This is a genomic window from Paraburkholderia sp. A1RI_3L (assembly GCF_048957895.1).
Classification (GTDB): Bacteria; Pseudomonadota; Gammaproteobacteria; order Burkholderiales; family Burkholderiaceae; genus Paraburkholderia; species Paraburkholderia kururiensis.
Map to the genome: position 1 here is coordinate 468206 of NZ_JARCHA010000001.1, position 16707 is coordinate 484912.

The following is a 16707-nucleotide window of genomic DNA, read 5'->3' on the forward strand; positions in this document are numbered from 1 at the left end:
AGCAACGTAGCGACCCCGGAACGCCGCGCCGGCAGGAACCCTCATGAAGCTCGACCACCCGGATCACCTGATGAACCGCACTCCTCTTTCACTCGCGGCGCTCGAAGTGCATGACGCGTTCGCCGAGCGCCACATTGGCCCGGACGCAGCCGGCCAGCAGGCGATGCTCGACGCGCTCGGCTTCGCGTCGCGCGCCGCGCTGATCGACGCGGTGATTCCCAAGGCGATCCGGCGTGCCGACCCGCTGCCGCTGGGCCCGTTCGCCCAGCCGCTCTCCGAGGCCGAAGCGCTCGCCGCGCTGCGCGAACTGGCGAACAAGAACCAGGTGTTCCGCACGTACATTGGTCAGGGCTACTACAACGCGCACACGCCGCCGGTGATCCTGCGCAACGTGCTCGAGAACCCGGCCTGGTACACGGCCTACACGCCGTATCAGCCGGAGATTTCGCAGGGCCGCCTCGAAGCGCTGCTCAATTTCCAGCAGATGGTGATGGACCTCACGGGTCTCGCCATCTCGAACGCGTCGCTGCTCGACGAAGCCACGGCCGCCGCCGAAGCCATGACGCTGCTGCAACGCGTGGGCAAGCCGAAGTCGAACGTGTTCTACGTAGCCGACGACGTGCTGCCGCAAACCATTGAAGTCGTGAAGACGCGCGCCACGCCCGTGGGCATCGAGGTGAAGGTCGGTCCCGCCGCCGACGCCGCAAGCGCCAACGCATTCGGCGTGCTGCTGCAGTACCCCGGCGTGAACGGCGACGTGCGCGACTACCGCGCGCTCGCCGAAGCAATCCACGCCGCGGGCGGCCACGTAGTCGCCGCGGCCGACCTGCTCGCGCTCACCGTGCTCACGCCGCCTGGCGAATGGGGCGCGGACGTCGCGGTGGGCAACGCGCAACGCTTCGGCGTGCCGGTCGGCTTCGGCGGACCGCACGCGGCGTACCTCGCCGTGCGCGACGAGTTCAAGCGTCAGATGCCGGGCCGCCTCGTGGGCGTGACGGTGGACGCGCAAGGCAAGCCCGCGCTGCGCCTCGCGCTGCAAACGCGCGAACAGCACATCCGCCGCGAGAAGGCGACGTCGAACGTCTGCACGGCGCAGGCGCTGCTCGCCATCATGGCCAGCATGTACGCCGTCTATCACGGCCCGCGTGGTCTCAAGACCATCGCGCTGCGCGTGAACCGCATCGCGTCGCTGCTCGCGGCGGGCGCGAAGAAGCTCGGCTACACGCTCGTCAACGAAACGTTCTTCGACACGCTCACGTTCGAAACCGGCGCCCGCACGCAGGCGCTGCACGACGCCGCGCTCGCGCGCCGCATCAACCTGCGCCACGTGAGCGAAACGCGCGTGGGCGTCTCCATCGACGAAACCACCACGCGCGCCGACCTCGCCGACCTGCTCGCCGTGTTCGCGCAAGCTGCCTTCGCGAACGACGTGCCGCAAGTCGACGCGCTCGACGCCGAACTCGCGGCAAGCGCCACGGGCGCACTCGGCTCAGTGCCGGCCGGCCTCGAACGCACGAGCGCGTACCTCACGCACCACGTGTTCAACCGCCACCATTCGGAGACGGAAATGCTGCGCTACCTGCGCAGCCTCGCCGACAAGGACCTCGCGCTCGACCGCTCGATGATCCCGCTCGGCTCGTGCACGATGAAGCTCAACGCCACCTCGGAAATGCTGCCCGTCACGTGGCCCGAGTTCGGCCAGATCCACCCGTTCGCACCCGCCGAGCAAACGGTCGGCTATCGCGAAATGATCGACCAGCTTGAGCAGATGCTCGTTGCGGCCACCGGTTACGCCGCTGTCTCGCTGCAACCGAACGCGGGCTCGCAGGGCGAGTATGCGGGCCTGCTCGTCATCCACGCGTATCACGCGTCGCGCGGCGAAGGGCATCGCAACGTCTGCCTGATTCCGGCGTCCGCGCACGGCACCAACCCGGCGTCGGCGCACATGGCCGGCATGCAGGTCGTGGTCGTGGCGTGCGATGCGCAGGGCAACGTCGATATCGAAGACTTGAAGGCGAAGGCCGCGCAGCACGCGGACAAGCTCGCCGCCATCATGATCACGTACCCGTCCACGCACGGCGTGTTCGAGCAGAACGTGCGCGAGATCTGCGAGATCGTGCATGCGCACGGCGGCCAGGTCTACGTGGACGGCGCCAACATGAACGCGATGGTCGGCCTCACGGCGCCGGGCCAGTTCGGCGGCGACGTGTCGCACCTGAACCTGCATAAGACGTTCTGCATTCCGCACGGCGGCGGCGGACCGGGCGTGGGTCCGGTCGCCGTGGGCGCACACCTCGCACAGTTCCTGCCGAACCAGCTTTCGTCGGGCTACCGGCGCGCGGAACAAGGGATTGGCGCCGTCTCGGCCGCGCCGTATGGCTCGGCGTCGATCCTGCCGATCTCGTGGATGTACATCGCGATGATGGGCGCGAAGAACCTCACCGCCGCAACGGAAACCGCGATCCTCAACGCGAACTACGTCGCGAAGAAGCTCGCGCCGCATTATCCGGTGCTGTATTCGGGCCCCGGCGGGCTCGTGGCGCACGAGTGCATTCTCGATCTGCGCCCCATCAAGGAAACCAGCGGCATCACCGTGGACGACGTGGCCAAGCGCCTCGCCGACTTCGGCTTTCACGCGCCCACCATGAGCTTCCCGGTGCCGGGCACGCTGATGGTGGAGCCCACCGAGTCGGAGTCGAAGGAAGAACTCGACCGCTTCATCGACGCGATGATTGCGATTCGCGAAGAGATTCGCGCCGTGGAAGAAGGCCGCGCGGACCGCGAGGACAACCCGCTCAAGCACGCGCCGCATACGGCCGCGGTCGTCACGGCGAACGAGTGGCCGCATGCGTACTCGCGCGAAGCGGCGGCGTATCCGCTGCCTTCGCTGCTCGCCAACAAGTACTGGCCGCCGGTGGGCCGCGCGGACAACGTCTACGGCGACCGCAATCTGTTCTGCTCGTGCGTGCCGGTTTCGGACTACGCCGATTCGTAATCGCTACCCGCATGCGGCGGCCCGGTTCATGGGTCGCCGCAGCGCTTCAGCTCTAGCTTCCGATTCACCCCGCGCCCAGCAGCCGCAATAGCGACGCGGGAAACTCGCCTTCGCGCCTCGCAAACCGTTAACATCACACACCTGTCAGCTCGACTCGGGAGTCCCGCATGGTGCGAAAGGTGCGAACGACAACAACAAGGCCCGTACACGGCTCGCGGCATGCGTCTTCCTCGTGGGCGATTCGCGTCGCCGCGCTGGTTGTGGCCGGTGGCGCGCTCGCATGGCCAGCGGCTGCGGCGTTGGCGGCCATGAATTTCTGTGCGGCGCCCGCGCTGCAAAGCAGCGAACGCACGAGCACGGACCCGGGCGTCAAGGCACTGGTGGCCGACGTGCAGGCGCGCGTGAACGAAACACCACACGCGGTGCCGCGGCTGCACACCGAAGGCACGTTGCCGCACGAAGGCATCTACGACCAGAGCGTGGAAGCCGAAAAAGATCTCGACCTGATGCGCAACGCCGCGCTCGCCTGGCGCGCCACCACCGACGATCGCTTCCTGAAGCTCGTCGACCGCCTGCTCTACGCATGGGTCACCACGTATCAACCGAGCTTCAACCCCATCGACGAAACGCATTTCGAAGGGCTGATTCTCGCCTACGACATGACCGCGAGCGCGCTGCCCGTGAAGACGCGCAATGCCACGATGGCCTTCCTCACGAAGTTCGCCAACGGCTACATCGCGCAGATCGACGCGCAGCCGCGCCCGCTCGCGGGCACGTTCAGGAACAACTGGCAAAGCCACCGCATCAAACTGATCGCGATGGCAGCGTTCACGCTGGATAACCGCAAGATGATTGCGGCAGCGCAGCGGCTTTTCGTGGAGCACATCGGCGACAACATCGAGCCTGACGGCTCCACCGTCGATTTCACCGAGCGCGACGCGCTGCACTACGTTACGTACGACCTGCAGCCGCTCGTCACGGCCGCGCTTGCGGCACGCCGGCACAACCGCAACTGGCTACCCGAGCGCGCGCCCAGCGGCGCGACGCTCGCTGCCGCGCTTAACTGGCTCACGCCGTATGCGCTCGGCCAGAAGACACACGAGGAGTTCGTGCACTCCACGGTCGCCTTCGATGCGAAGCGTCGCGAAGCCGGGCTGCCGGGCTATTCGGGCGAATGGGATCCGAAGAACGCGGCCGAACTGTTCCACCTGGCCGCGCGCCTCGACGGACGCTATGCGCCCATCGCGCTGAAGCTCGCGCCCACGCCGCCCGCGTGGCTCGCCGTGTGCTTGCCGTTGCCGGCGCGCTGAGTCGCGGCGGAAAACTTTCACTCAATCCTTCGTTCCAGGAGCAGTAATGGCAGTCAGCGTGTTCGACCTCTTCAAAATCGGCATCGGTCCCTCCAGCTCGCACACGGTGGGTCCGATGCGCGCGGCGCTGATGTTCGCGCAGGGGCTCGAGCGCGACGGCCTGCTCGATGCGACCGCATCGGTGAAAGTGGATCTGTACGGGTCGCTGGGCGCCACCGGCAAAGGCCACGGCACCGACCGCGGCGTGATGCTCGGTCTCATGGGCGATGCACCGGATACCGTGGATCCCGATACGATCGCGTCGCGCCTCGAAGCCGTGAAGCAATCGCGCGCGCTTGCGCTGCTGGGCCGGCACGCCGTGCCGTTCGTGCAGAAGGACCACATCGGCTTCTTCCGTCAGGCGCTCGCCGAGCATCCCAACGGCATGAAGCTCCACGCGTTCGACGCCGAAGGCACCACGCTGCGCGAATCGACGTATCTCTCCGTGGGCGGCGGCTTCGTCGTGACAGCGGGTGCACCGAACACGAAGGTGCTCGCCGCCGTCGACCAGTTGCCGCATCCGTTTCGCACCGGCAACGAACTGCTCGCCATGTGTGCGGCCACGGGCAAGACCATCGCACAGCTGATGTGGGAAAACGAGCGCGCCTGGCACACCGACGAAGAAACGCGCGCCGGCCTCTTGAAGATCTGGAACGTGATGCAGTCGTGCGTGGCGCGCGGCTGCGGCATCAACAATCCGGATGCGGACGGCACGCTGCCAGGTCCGTTCCAGGTGAAGCGCCGCGCGCCGCAGCTTTACCGCGCGCTCACGGGCAACCCGGAACGTGCACTGCAAGACCCGCTTTCGATGGTGGACTGGATCAACCTGTACGCCATCGCCGTGAACGAGGAAAATGCCGCGGGCGGGCGCGTGGTCACGGCCCCCACCAACGGCGCGGCGGGCATCATCCCCGCCGTGCTCCACTACTACACGCGCTTCATGCCAGGCGCGAACGAACAAGGCGTGCTCGACTTCCTCATGACGGCTGCCGCCATCGGCATTCTGTACAAGCTCAACGCGTCGATTTCGGGCGCCGAAGTGGGCTGCCAGGGCGAGGTGGGCGTGGCGTGCTCGATGGCGGCGGGCGCGCTTGCAGCCGTCATGGGCGGCACGCCGAAGCAGGTGGAAAACGCCGCCGAAATCGGCATGGAACACAACCTCGGCCTCACCTGCGACCCGGTGGGCGGCATGGTGCAGATTCCCTGCATCGAACGCAACGCGATGGCTTCCGTGAAAGCCGTGAACGCCGCGCGCATGGCGCTGCGCGGCGACGGCAGCCACTACGTGTCGCTCGACTCGGTCATCAAGACGATGCGCGAAACGGGCGCCGACATGAAGACGAAGTACAAGGAAACTTCGCGCGGCGGCCTGGCGGTGAATATCGTCGAGTGCTGAGCCGCGCTTGCGGGAGCGCGTGATTCGCGTCGTGACGCTGCGCGATTTGCCGTCGTAAGCTGTCGAAGTCCGATGATTTGCTGAACTCGTTCTCTTGTTCAGGTCCGCGATCAGAACCCACTCAGGACCAACCATCCAGGAGGCTTCACTGCAATGCCGCAGCCGAACATTCCCGCCCCTTCTTCCTCCGATACGACAACGGGTGCACGTCTCATCGTCGATGCGCTGCTCGGCCACGGCGTTGACCGCGTGTTCTGCGTGCCCGGCGAGAGTTTTCTCGCCGTACTCGATTCGCTGCACGACGAGACGGAGCGTATCCAGACCGTGGTCTGCCGCCACGAAGCCGCGGCGGCCAACATGGCGGAGGCGGTCGGCAAGCTGACGGGGCGGCCGGGCGTGGCGATCGTCACGCGCGGGCCGGGCGCGACGCACGCGTCCATCGGCGTTCACACGGCGTTTCAGGACTCCACGCCCATGATCCTGCTGATCGGTCAGGTGGCGCGCGAACATCTGGACCGCGAGGCTTTCCAGGAAATCGACTACCGCCGCATGTTCGGGCAGATGGCCAAGTGGGTCGCGCAGATCGACGACGCTCGGCGCATTCCCGAGTACCTGAGCCACGCATTCCACACGGCGACGTCGGGCCGCCCGGGCCCCGTCGTGCTCGCGCTGCCCGAAGACGTGTTGAGCGAGATCTGCCCGGCGCAGCCGCCCGCGCCGCCTTATCAGCGTGTGGCCGCGTCACCGTCGCGTGCGCAGATGGAGCGGCTGCGCGAGTTGCTCGAAGCGGCACAACGGCCGTTCGTGGTGGCGGGCGGCAGCGGCTGGACGCCCGCCGCCTGCGAGAACCTCAAGCGCTTCATCGAGAACTGGCGCCTGCCCATCGGCCTCGCGTTCCGCTACCAGGACACGCTCGACAACGAGCATCCGAACTACGCGGGCGACGTCGGGCTCGGCGTGAATCCGGCGCTCGCGCAACGCATCCGCGATGCCGACCTGCTGCTCGCACTCGGCCCGCGTCTTGGCGAAGCCACCACGGGCGGCTACACGCTGCTCGACATCCCGAAGACGAAGCAGACGCTCGTTCACGTCCATCAGGGCGCCGAGGAACTGGGCCGCGTCTACGCGCCGGAGTTGCCCATCGTCTCCGGCATGCCGGAACTCGCCGAACTGCTCGCGCAACTGCAGCCTTCGAAGGAGCCCGTGTGGTCAGGCAGCGCAGCACAAGCGCACAGCGCCTACCTCGAATGGCGCAAGCCGCGGCCGATGCCCGGCGAGATCCAGCTGGGCGAGATCATGCAGCAACTACGCGCGCGGCTGCCCGAAGACGCCATCGTGACAAACGGTGCGGGCAATTACGCGACGTGGCTGCATCGGCACTTCTCGTACCGTCATTTCCGCTCGCAACTCGCGCCCACGAGCGGCGCGATGGGCTACGGCGTGCCGGCGGCGATTGCGGCGAAGTCGCTGTATCCGCAGCGCACCGTCGTGGCGTTCGCGGGCGACGGCTGTTTCATGATGGCGGCACAGGAGTTGGCCACCGCGATGCAATACGGCCTCGCGGTGCTCTTCATCGTGGTGAACAACGGCCATTACGGAACGATCCGCATGCATCAGGAGCGCACGTATCCGGGCCGCGTGCATGGCACGGGGCTGACGAACCCCGACTTCGCCGCATTCGCGCGCGCATTCGGCGCACACGGCGAAACGGTGGAGCGCACCGCGGACTTCCTGCCTGCGCTGGAACGCGCGCTCAACTCGGGCCTGCCCGCGCTGCTCGAACTGCGCGTGCCGCAGGACGCCAGCACACCCGCCGCTACGCTCGGTCAATTGCGCGAGCAGGCGCTGAAGGCGCGCGGCGGCTGAGGCCGCGTACGTCGTACGCGTGCCGTGCGCCGAATGTGCCGGGTATGCCGAGTGCACCGATTCACCACCCGCACCGCGCCGCCGATAACGCGAGCCCCAAAAGAAAAGCCCCGCAGGCATTGGCCTGCGGGGCTTTTTCATGGCGTCTACTTCGTCGCGACGCTTGCGGGTAGCTTGCCTTTGGCGCGCCGCCTCGCCGAACGATCAGCCAGGCGGGGCAACCAGGCAGCTTACTTGCCGCCCACGCTTTCCAGCGTCGTCCACTTGCCGTCGACGACCTTGTACAGCGTGATGCCACCGTTCTTCAGGTCGCCCTTCGAGTCGTAGGCGAGCTGCTTCGTCGTCACAGCCGGCATGTCGGTCTTCGCGAGGAACGGCAGGTACTTCGCCGGATCGGTCGAGTTCGCCTTCTTCATGGCCGTGAACAGCGCCATCGCGCCGTCATACGCGTACGGCGAGTAGGTCTGCACGTCTTCGCCGAAGCGCTTCTTGTACTTCTCGACGTATGTCTTGCCGCCCGGCATTTCGTCCAGCGGCAGGCCGGCAAGCGATGCCACCGTGCCGTTCGCCGCGTCGCCCGCAAGCTGCAGGAAGGTCGGCGTGTGGACCATTTCGCCGCCCATCAGCGGAGCCTTCACGCCCAGCGCCTTCATCTGCTTGACCATCGGTGCGGCCTGCGCGTCTGCGCCGCCGTAGTAGATCAGGTCCGGATTGGCAGCCTTCAGCTTGGTCAGGATCGACTTGAAGTCCACGGCCTTGTCGTTCGTGTATTCACGATCGACGATGGTCGCCCCCGCCGCCTTCGCGGCCTTCTCGAACTGGTCGGCGAGACCCTGGCCGTAGGCCGTGCGATCGTCCACGATCGCAATCTTCTTCATGCCGAGCTTCTTCACCGCGAACGCGCCGGCCACCGAGCCTTGCTGCGTGTCCGAGGTCATCATGCGGAACGTGGTCTTGAAACCTTGCTGCGTGTATTCCGGCGCCGTTGCCATCGCGATCTCGGGAATGCCCGCGTTCGCGTAGATGCGCGAAGCCGGGATCGTCGTGCCCGAGTTGAAGTGGCCGAGCATGCCCTTGATGCCGTCGTCAACGAGCTTCTGCGCGACGGTGGTGCCCGTGCGCGGGTCGGCCTGGTCGTCTGCCGAGTCGAGCACGAAGTGAACCGGCTTGCCGCCGATCACGGGCTTCGTCGCGTTCATGTCTTCGACGGCCAGCGTGATGCCGTTCTGGAAATCTTTGCCGTAGTGCGCCTGCGCGCCCGTCATCGGGCCCGCGAAGCCGATCTTCACGTCGTCTGCCTGCTGCGCATGCGCGGTCCCCGCCAGCGACATTGCAGCAACCAGCGTTGCGCCTGCCAGCTGTTTCATCGTGTGTTGCATATCTTCTCCTTGATACCAGGTATGGAATGGAGCGGCTTACGGGATCGCCGTGCCCCTCCTTCTTTGCGCCGACCGGTCCGGGATGGCTCAGCCGATCGTCATCAAATTCGCGTTACCACCCGCCGCGGCCGTGTTCACGCTGACCGAGCGTTCCGTGAGCAGGCGTTCGAGCGCGTAGTCTTCGTCGCCGCTCGCGAGCGCATGCGCCGCCACGCCCTGCACCGAGACGATGGGCCCCGGCCGCTTCGCCACTTCCTTCACGAGGGCGAGCAGCTCGTCGCTGTCGCCTTCGAACAGCACCGCGTTGAACATGGCATCCGCACCCTTCTTCACGCTCGCATACGGCTTGAGCGCGGCCGGCAGCGCGCCAACCAGCGCCTCGCCCGCGGCGCTGTCGAAGAGCGCACGGTTGCCCGTGGCCAGCACGACCGCAAGCTGCGCGCGCGCGCCGGTCGGCGTGGACGCCACGCACAGCACCGTGCCGCGCGCCGAAAGCGTGTAGGTATTGCGCTCGCCGGTCGGCCCCGGCAGCACAGCGGTGGCGCCCACGAGCACGTGCTCGAGGTAGCTTTCGCAGCGAGCAGCCAGTGCCGGCTCGCGCTCGGCGATCAGCCAGTCGCGCAGCGCGGTGAGCGCAGCCTGCGCGGAGTGCGGCACGGGCGAACCCGCCGCGCCTTGCGCCTCGTCGCTGCCGTCACCGCTTTGCGGCGCATCCACCACGAGCGTCTGCGCGAGCGACACGGGCAAGCCCGCGGGCCGCGTCGCGAGCAGCCGCTGCAGATAGAGCGGACCGCCCGCCTTCGGCCCCGTGCCCGACAAACCCTCGCCGCCGAACGGCTGCACGCCCACCACTGCGCCGATCACGTTGCGGTTCACGTAGATGTTGCCCACGTGCGCGCGGCCGACCACATGCGCAATGGTTTCGTCGATACGCGTGTGGATGCCGAGCGTGAGCCCGTATCCCGTCGCGCGGATCTGCTCCAGCAGCCGGTCCAGTTGCGCGCGGCGGTAACGTACCACGTGCAGCACCGGACCGAACACTTCGCGCTTGAGTTCGTCGAGGCTATCGATCTCGATCAACGTCGGCGGCACGAACGTGCCTTGCGCGCAGCCTTCCGGCATGTCCAGTTGCGCCACCTTGCGGCCCTTTTCGCGCATTGCGGCGATGTGGGCGTCGATGCCGCGCTTCGCGTCGGCGTCGATCACGGGGCCCACGTCCACCGAAAGGCGGTCCGGGTTGCCGATGGTGAGTTCGCGCATTGCGCCCGTGAGCATTTCCAGCGTGCGTTCCGCGACGTCGTCCTGCAGACAAAGAACGCGCAGCGCCGAGCAGCGTTGACCCGCCGAATCGAAAGCGGACTGCAGCACGTCGGCCACCACCTGCTCCGCGAGCGCGGACGAATCCACGATCATCGCGTTCTGGCCGCCGGTTTCGGCGATCAGCGGAATCGGGCGGCCTTCGGCGTCGAGGCGTTCCGAGAGCGTCTTGTTGATGAGCCGCGCCACTTCGGTGGAGCCCGTGAACATCACGGCGCGCGTGCGCGGGTCGGCCACGAGCGCGGCACCCACGGTCTCGCCGTCGCCCGGCAGCAGTTGCACGGCGCCGGCCGGCACGCCGGCTTCACGCAGAATGCGCACGGCTTGCGCGGCGATCAGCGGCGTTTGCTCGGCGGGCTTGGCGAGCACGGTGTTGCCCGCCGCGAGCGCTGCCGCCACCTGACCCATGAAAATGGCGAGCGGGAAGTTCCACGGGCTGATGCAGACCACGGGACCGAGCGGGCGATGCGTGTCGTTCGAGAACTCGCTGCGAATCTGCGCGGAGTAGTAGCGCAGGAAGTCGATGGCTTCGCGAATTTCGGACACTGCGTTCGGCAGCGACTTGCCCGCCTCGCGCACCACGAGGCCCATCAGCGTGTGCATTTGCGCTTCAAGCAGGTCAGCAGCACGCGCGAGGCAATCGGCACGGGCGTCCACGGGCGTGGCCTGCCAGATCGGCGCGGTGGCCACGGCGTGCGAGAGCGCCGTGTTCACGTGCGCGGCGGTGGCTTCCACCACCGTGCCCACGAGGTCGCGATGATCGGCCGGATTGCGCACGTCGCGTGCAACGCCGCTCACCGTCTCGGTGTCGTCGAGCATGGGCGCGGCACGCCACGGATGATGCGCACTCGCCAGCAGCGCCGACGAGAGCGACGCGAGCCGATGTTCGTTCGACAGGTCGAGGCCCATCGAATTGACGCGCTCTGCGCCATACAGATTGCGCGGCAGCGGAATCTTGGAATGCGGCGCGCCGACGGGTGAAACCTTCGCGGCTTCCTCGACCGGATCTGCCACGAGTTCGGCCACCGGCACGGAGGTGTCCGCGATACGGTTCACGAACGACGTGTTGGCGCCATTTTCGAGCAAGCGCCGCACGAGGTACGCGAGCAGCGTCTCGTGCGTGCCGACCGGCGCGTAGACGCGGCACGGGCGGTTCAGCTTGCCCGCGGAGACCGGCCCCGTCACCTCTTCGTAGAGCGGCTCGCCCATGCCGTGCAGGCACTGGAACTCGTACTGGCCGGGGTAGTAGTTCTGCCCCGCGAGGTGATAGATGGCCGAGAGCGTATAGGCATTGTGCGTGGCGAACTGCGGATAGACGGCGTCCGGCGCCGCGAGCAGCTTCTTCGCGCACGCGAGGTACGAGACGTCCGTGTAGATCTTGCGCGTGTAGACCGGGTAGCCTTCCAGGCCGTCCACCTGGGCGCGCTTGATTTCGCTGTCCCAGTAGGCGCCCTTCACGAGCCGCACCATGATGCGGTGACGGCTGCGGCGTGCGAGGTCCACGATGTAGTCGATCACGAACGGGCAGCGCTTCTGGTACGCCTGCACCACGAAACCGATGCCGTTCCAGCCTTGCAGCTCGGGGTCGAAGCAGAGCGCTTCGAGCAGATCGAGCGACATTTCGAGGCGGTCCGCTTCTTCGGCATCGATGTTGAGACCGATGTCGTAGCGGCGCGCGAGGATGGCAAGCGAGCGCACGCGCGGCAGCAGCTCCGTCATCGTGCGTTCCTGCTGCGAACGCGAGTAGCGCGGATGCAGCGCCGAAAGCTTGATGGAGATGCCGGGGCCTTCGTAGATGCCGCGCCCGCCCGCCGCCTTGCCGATGGCGTGAATGGCCTGCTCGTAGGACGCGTAGTAGCGCTGCGCGTCGGCTTCCGTGGTGGCGGCTTCGCCCAGCATGTCGTAGGAGTAGCGGAAGCCCCGTGCCTCGAACTTGCGGCTGTTCGCGAGCGCTTCGCTGATGTTCTCGCCCGTCACGAACTGCTCGCCCATCAGGCGCATGGCCATGTCCACGCCCTTGCGGATGAGCGGCTCGCCGCCCCGGCCAATCAGGCGCGTCAGCGCCGACGAAAGGCCCGTTTCGCTGTTGGTCGTGACGAGCTTGCCGGTAATCATCAGACCCCAGGTGGCCGCGTTCACGAACAGCGACGGCGCGTGGCCCACGTGCGACTTCCAGTCGCCCTTGCTGATCTTGTCGCGAATCAGGGCGTCGCGCGTGGCGCGGTCGGGAATGCGCAGCAGCGCTTCGGCGAGGCACATGAGCGCCACGCCTTCCTGGCTCGACAGCGAGAACTCGTGAATCAGCCCTTCTACACCACCGCCCGAGCGCTTCGCGCGCAAGGCTTCGACAAGACGCGCGGCCAGCTTCTGCACGTCCGCGCCGAGGCTGGGCGAAAGACGCGCCTGACCCATCAGGAACGGCACGCACTCCGGCTCGGGCCGGCGGTACGCCGCCGTGATCGCCGCGCGCAGCACCGACTGCGGCTGCACGTTTTGCGCGAATTCGAGGAACGGATGCGAGGCGCTGTCTTCCTCGGCGTCGACGGCAGCGCCGTCGGCGAGGTCGGTTGCACCGTGGTGACCGGTGAGTTCGGCGGGCAGTTGGCCGTGCTCGATCTTCTCGAGGTAGGCAAAGATGGCCTGCTTGATGAGCCAGTGGGGGGTGCGCTCGAGGCGCGCGGCGGCGTCTTTCAGCCGGGTACGCAGGAGGTCGTCGACTTTGACGCCGAGGGTGGTGCTCGCCATATTTCGCTCACGGGCCGGTGCGACCGGCCAATACCAAAAAAGTTGGCCGAATCGTACGCCTCCCAATAAAAAGGTGCAACCAAGCGGGAACGTGGGTTGCACCGCCTTGGAAGCCTTATGGCACAAGGGTTTTCAGTCGATCGCACCAAACCGGGGCGCGCTATGCGGAATCGGTATTTTCCCTGATGAGATTCTTTGTGCCGCCGCCCTTATCGAAACGCCGACGCCGCCGTTATACAGCTATGCGCCCTGTCGCACGGTGCTCGACTAAAAGGATTGGCGAAATGGAAAAGTGGATGGTAATTGCTGGCGTGTGGGCGATGTGCGCGACGTGCGCGATCCTGTTTATTCGCGGGGCGTCGTCCCCGGCGGTCCGCCCCGTTCCTGTAAAGGATTCGTCGGGACGCGACGCGCGCGGGCTCATCGACGCACAGCGCCACGAAAGCTGAAGAGAAGCTGGCGAACCCGGATCTCGACAGGGGTTGCCCTCGCCGGGCGTGCGCGTCGCACGTTCAGGCGCGCGACGTGCGGGTGCGCTGACAAAGAGGCCGCTGACAAAGCGGGCACTCAAGCAGGGCGCGAGGACAGGGCATCCAGGCGGCGCCCGGCAGCTGCGGCAGTCACGCCGATGCTGAGGCCAACCAAGGCTGAAACTGCGGGCAGGTATCGCGAGGCGAGACCCGGCGAATCGTGCAGCGTGCAGAGACGGCTTTAAGGCGACAGCATCTCCGAAACCCGAACCGAATACAGCGAGACCCGCAATGCTCTGCTCTATCGAATGTCGATCGTCCGCGCGCAACCGGCAGGCCGCGCAGCAGCGCGCCCGGTCCAGTCGTGCCAGCGCGGCGGCGCGTCCGCCGGCACTCATGTTCCCGGCGCGAGGCTATGCCAGTACGGTGCGAGCACGTGCGCGGACAGCGCGTAACCGCTGGCGGTATTAACCGAGATTGGTTACGACAGCGCACCCCCGCATTCATGAGCCCGCCTTTCGCGCTGTCGATATGACCCGCGCGGATAGGCGCCTTCCCTTCGCTACGCTCGACCGGCAACAGCCTCAGATATCGAGCGGATCCACCTCGACACTCCAGCGCAGCACGCCTTTGATCTGACGCAGCGCCGGCAGCCATGCCCGCAGCGTGGCCTGCAGCGCGGCGCGCGACCCGCTTTCGATCAGCAACTGGGCGCGATGCACGTGCATCACTTTCACGATGGTCATGGGCACGGCGTCGTAGGCCGTGACGCGCTCCGCGGCCGGAATCTCGTGCAGCGCCGCAGCGGCCTGCTGGAGGAATGCGAGTGCGGCATCGAGCGTGCGCCCCTCGGCGCGCAGCAGCGCCTGGTAGACGAAAGGCGGCAGATGGGCGTCGCGACGCTCCGCGAGCGTCGCTGTCGCGAAACCCACATAGTCGTGACGCGTGAGCGCGTGATAGAGCGCGTGGCGCGCGTAGCGCGTCTGCACCAGCACTTCGCCCGGCTGGCCGGCGCGGCCCGCGCGCCCGCTCACCTGCATCAGTTGCGCGAACAGACGCTCGCTGGCGCGAAAGTCGTGCGAGAAGAGCGCCGTATCCGCATTGAGCACGCCCACCAGCGAGACACGCTGGAAGTCGTGGCCCTTCGCGATCATCTGCGTGCCCACCAGGATATCCACCTCGCCCGCGTGCACGTCCGAAAACAGCGCTTCGGCGCTGCCTTTGCGGCGCGTGCTGTCCGCGTCGATGCGCAGCACGCGGGCGCCGGGCACGGCCTGGGCGAGCGCTTCCTCGATGCGCTGGGTGCCACGGCCCATCGGCGCGATATCGACGTTGCCGCAGTCCGGGCACGCGCGCGGAATGCGCGATTCCCAGCCGCAATGGTGGCAACGCAGCGCACGCTCCGGCTTGTGGAGCACGACGTAGGCGCTGCACCGCGGGCAGCCGGCCACCCAGCCACAGGCGTCGCACGAAAGGATGGGCGCGTAGCCGCGGCGATTCAGGAACACGAGGCTCTGCTCGCCGCGTTCGAGGCGCGTCTTCATCGCGGCGACGAGTGGCCCGGAGAGCCCCTCGAACGACGCACGGCCGCGGCGGTGCTCGTCTTCGAGATCGATCAGCTTTACGACGGGCAACGCCGCATCGGTCACGGCCCGGCGAGACAGCGTGAGCCGCGTATAGCGGCCCTGCTCCGCGAGCCACCAGCTTTCCAGCGACGGCGTAGCCGAACCGAGCACCACGGGCACGTCGAGCTGCTTCGCGCGCCACACGGCGAGGTCGCGCGCGGAGTAACGCAAGCCTTCCTGCTGCTTGTAGGCGGGGTCGTGCTCCTCGTCGACCACGATGATGGCGAGCTTCGGCAACGACGCCAGCACCGCGAGCCGCGTGCCGAGCACGATGCGCGCGTGGCCCGTGTGCGCGGCGAGCCAGTTGCGCGCGCGTTCGCCCTCGGCGAGACCGCTGTGCAGCGTGACGATGGCGCCCTCCGCCAGCGAAGCAAAGCGCGCGCGGAACGCCGCTTCGAACTGCGGGGTGAGGTTGATTTCAGGCACGAGGACGAGCGCCTGAGCATCCGGACGACGCTCGAGCAGATGAGCGAGCGCGCGCAGATAGACCTCGGTCTTGCCGCTGCCGGTCACGCCGTGGAGCAGAAACGGCGCGAAGCCGCTGGCGCCGGTGATGGCGGCGAGCGCGATGGTTTGCTCGTCGGTCAGAACGGGGAGCGATGCCGGGCCGGCCGTGGTGACGGGCGGGGTGGCGCTATTGCCCGCCGCAAACGGATCGACCACCTCGCGCTGGACCCAACCGGTTTCGCACCAGGCGTCGAGCACGGCCACGGCTTTGGGATGGAGCGAACGAGCGTCGGAGGCGAAAAGCGCATCCTCGGCCAGCAACGCCGCGGCCAGTCGACGCAGCGCATTGGCGCGCACGGGCAGGGAGTCCGGTAGAGCGCCGCGGCCAGCGGGCAGCACGCGGTAGCGCGGCTCGTGCGCGAACAGGCGTTCCCAGCGCGACGCGTCGCGCAGTGCCTGGGGCAGCGCCGGCAACGCGACTTCGCCCAGGCCGCGCTGGTAATAGTCCGCGGCGAAGGCGGCGAGCGCGAGCCAATCGGCGGAAAGCGGAGGACAACCGCCGCACACGCTCGTGACGTTGCGCAGACGATCAGGCGGCACGTCGCTGTGAGCGGTCACTTCGCATACGAGCCCCACCGCTTCGCGTCGTCCGAACGGCACGTTGACCAGCGTCCCGGGCAGTGGGGCCGGCCCGCCGCCCGGGTAGCGATAGTCGAAGAGCGTGGACAGCGGATGGTCCAGCGCGACGCGGACAAAGCGGCCCGTCATTCGGCTGCCTTTAGCATGGGCCGGTCGCGGCGAGTGTTGTCCAGCCCACACTTAAAGTAAAACTTCACTTTCGGCGCTAAGTTAAGGATTCGGCTGAACAAATGCGCCGCGAATCGCGGCGCGCCTGTGGATAACTTTGTTAAGAAGTTCGCCCGGAAGGCCGCCCCGTGGCGTTTGGCCGCTATTCGGCCAGGAAGGCCGGCCTGACGGCCGCTCCGCGAAAAGCCTTGTCTGTCAAGGGATTGATCAAAATCGCGGCGATCCGGCAAGGACTTTGCAGCGACGAAATGCTCTACCGCGCCGCAACGTGACCTGTGTGCATAAGTCAAGTCTTGACAACGCGAAAAGGG

At 67.1% G+C, this 16707-nt stretch carries 7 protein-coding genes; 4 read left to right on the forward strand and 3 right to left on the reverse strand.

Annotation, left to right across the window (positions count from 1 at the left end):
• Positions 1 to 43: 43 nt before the first annotated feature.
• From gcvP to PXJ20_RS02345, 4 genes are all read left to right on the forward strand, one after another.
• Positions 44 to 2995 carry an aminomethyl-transferring glycine dehydrogenase gene (gene gcvP, locus PXJ20_RS02330; protein WP_199544475.1) on the forward strand — a complete coding sequence of 984 codons (2952 nt, stop codon included), beginning with the start codon at positions 44 to 46 and terminating at the stop codon, positions 2993 to 2995.
• Between the two features lie 167 nt (positions 2996 to 3162).
• Positions 3163 to 4305, forward strand: a complete 1143-nt coding sequence (locus PXJ20_RS02335) for an alginate lyase family protein (protein WP_277597057.1) — start codon at positions 3163 to 3165, stop codon at positions 4303 to 4305.
• 46 nt (positions 4306 to 4351) lie between these two features.
• Positions 4352 to 5740: an L-serine ammonia-lyase gene (locus tag PXJ20_RS02340; protein WP_017772232.1), complete on the forward strand. Its 1389-nt coding sequence runs from the start codon at positions 4352 to 4354 to the stop codon at positions 5738 to 5740.
• A 153-nt stretch (positions 5741 to 5893) separates the two neighbouring features.
• Entirely contained in the window at positions 5894 to 7606 is a 1713-nt protein-coding gene (locus PXJ20_RS02345; protein ID WP_421030098.1) for a thiamine pyrophosphate-binding protein, read from the forward strand.
• 230 nt (positions 7607 to 7836) lie between these two features.
• Here PXJ20_RS02345 and PXJ20_RS02350 read toward each other — a convergent pair whose 3' ends face one another.
• The 3 genes from PXJ20_RS02350 to PXJ20_RS02360 all read right to left on the reverse strand — a co-directional run bounded on the left by PXJ20_RS02350 (position 7837) and on the right by PXJ20_RS02360 (position 16357).
• Positions 7837 to 8985: a branched-chain amino acid ABC transporter substrate-binding protein gene (locus tag PXJ20_RS02350; protein WP_017772234.1), complete on the reverse strand. Its 1149-nt coding sequence runs from the start codon at positions 8983 to 8985 to the stop codon at positions 7837 to 7839.
• A gap of 87 nt (positions 8986 to 9072) precedes the next feature.
• Positions 9073 to 13047, reverse strand: a complete 3975-nt coding sequence (gene putA / locus PXJ20_RS02355; RefSeq protein WP_421057407.1) for a trifunctional transcriptional regulator/proline dehydrogenase/L-glutamate gamma-semialdehyde dehydrogenase — start codon at positions 13045 to 13047, stop codon at positions 9073 to 9075.
• Between the two features lie 1054 nt (positions 13048 to 14101).
• On the reverse strand, positions 14102 to 16357 hold the full coding sequence (locus PXJ20_RS02360; RefSeq protein WP_421030100.1) for a primosomal protein N': 2256 nt from the start codon (positions 16355 to 16357) through the stop codon (positions 14102 to 14104).
• Between the last annotated feature and the right edge of the window lie 350 nt (positions 16358 to 16707).

Bases quoted from the DNA above. Each gene is read 5' to 3' on its own strand.
- gcvP (WP_199544475.1), top strand. From the start codon at position 44: ATGAAGCTCGACCACCCGGATCACCTGATGAACCGCACTCCTCTTTCA.
- PXJ20_RS02335 (WP_277597057.1), top strand. From the start codon at position 3,163: ATGGTGCGAAAGGTGCGAACGACAACAACAAGGCCCGTACACGGCTCG.
- PXJ20_RS02340 (WP_017772232.1), top strand. From the start codon at position 4,352: ATGGCAGTCAGCGTGTTCGACCTCTTCAAAATCGGCATCGGTCCCTCC.
- PXJ20_RS02345 (WP_421030098.1), top strand. From the start codon at position 5,894: ATGCCGCAGCCGAACATTCCCGCCCCTTCTTCCTCCGATACGACAACG.
- PXJ20_RS02350 (WP_017772234.1), bottom strand. From the start codon at position 8,985: ATGCAACACACGATGAAACAGCTGGCAGGCGCAACGCTGGTTGCTGCA.
- putA (WP_421057407.1), bottom strand. From the start codon at position 13,047: ATGGCGAGCACCACCCTCGGCGTCAAAGTCGACGACCTCCTGCGTACC.
- PXJ20_RS02360 (WP_421030100.1), bottom strand. From the start codon at position 16,357: ATGACGGGCCGCTTTGTCCGCGTCGCGCTGGACCATCCGCTGTCCACG.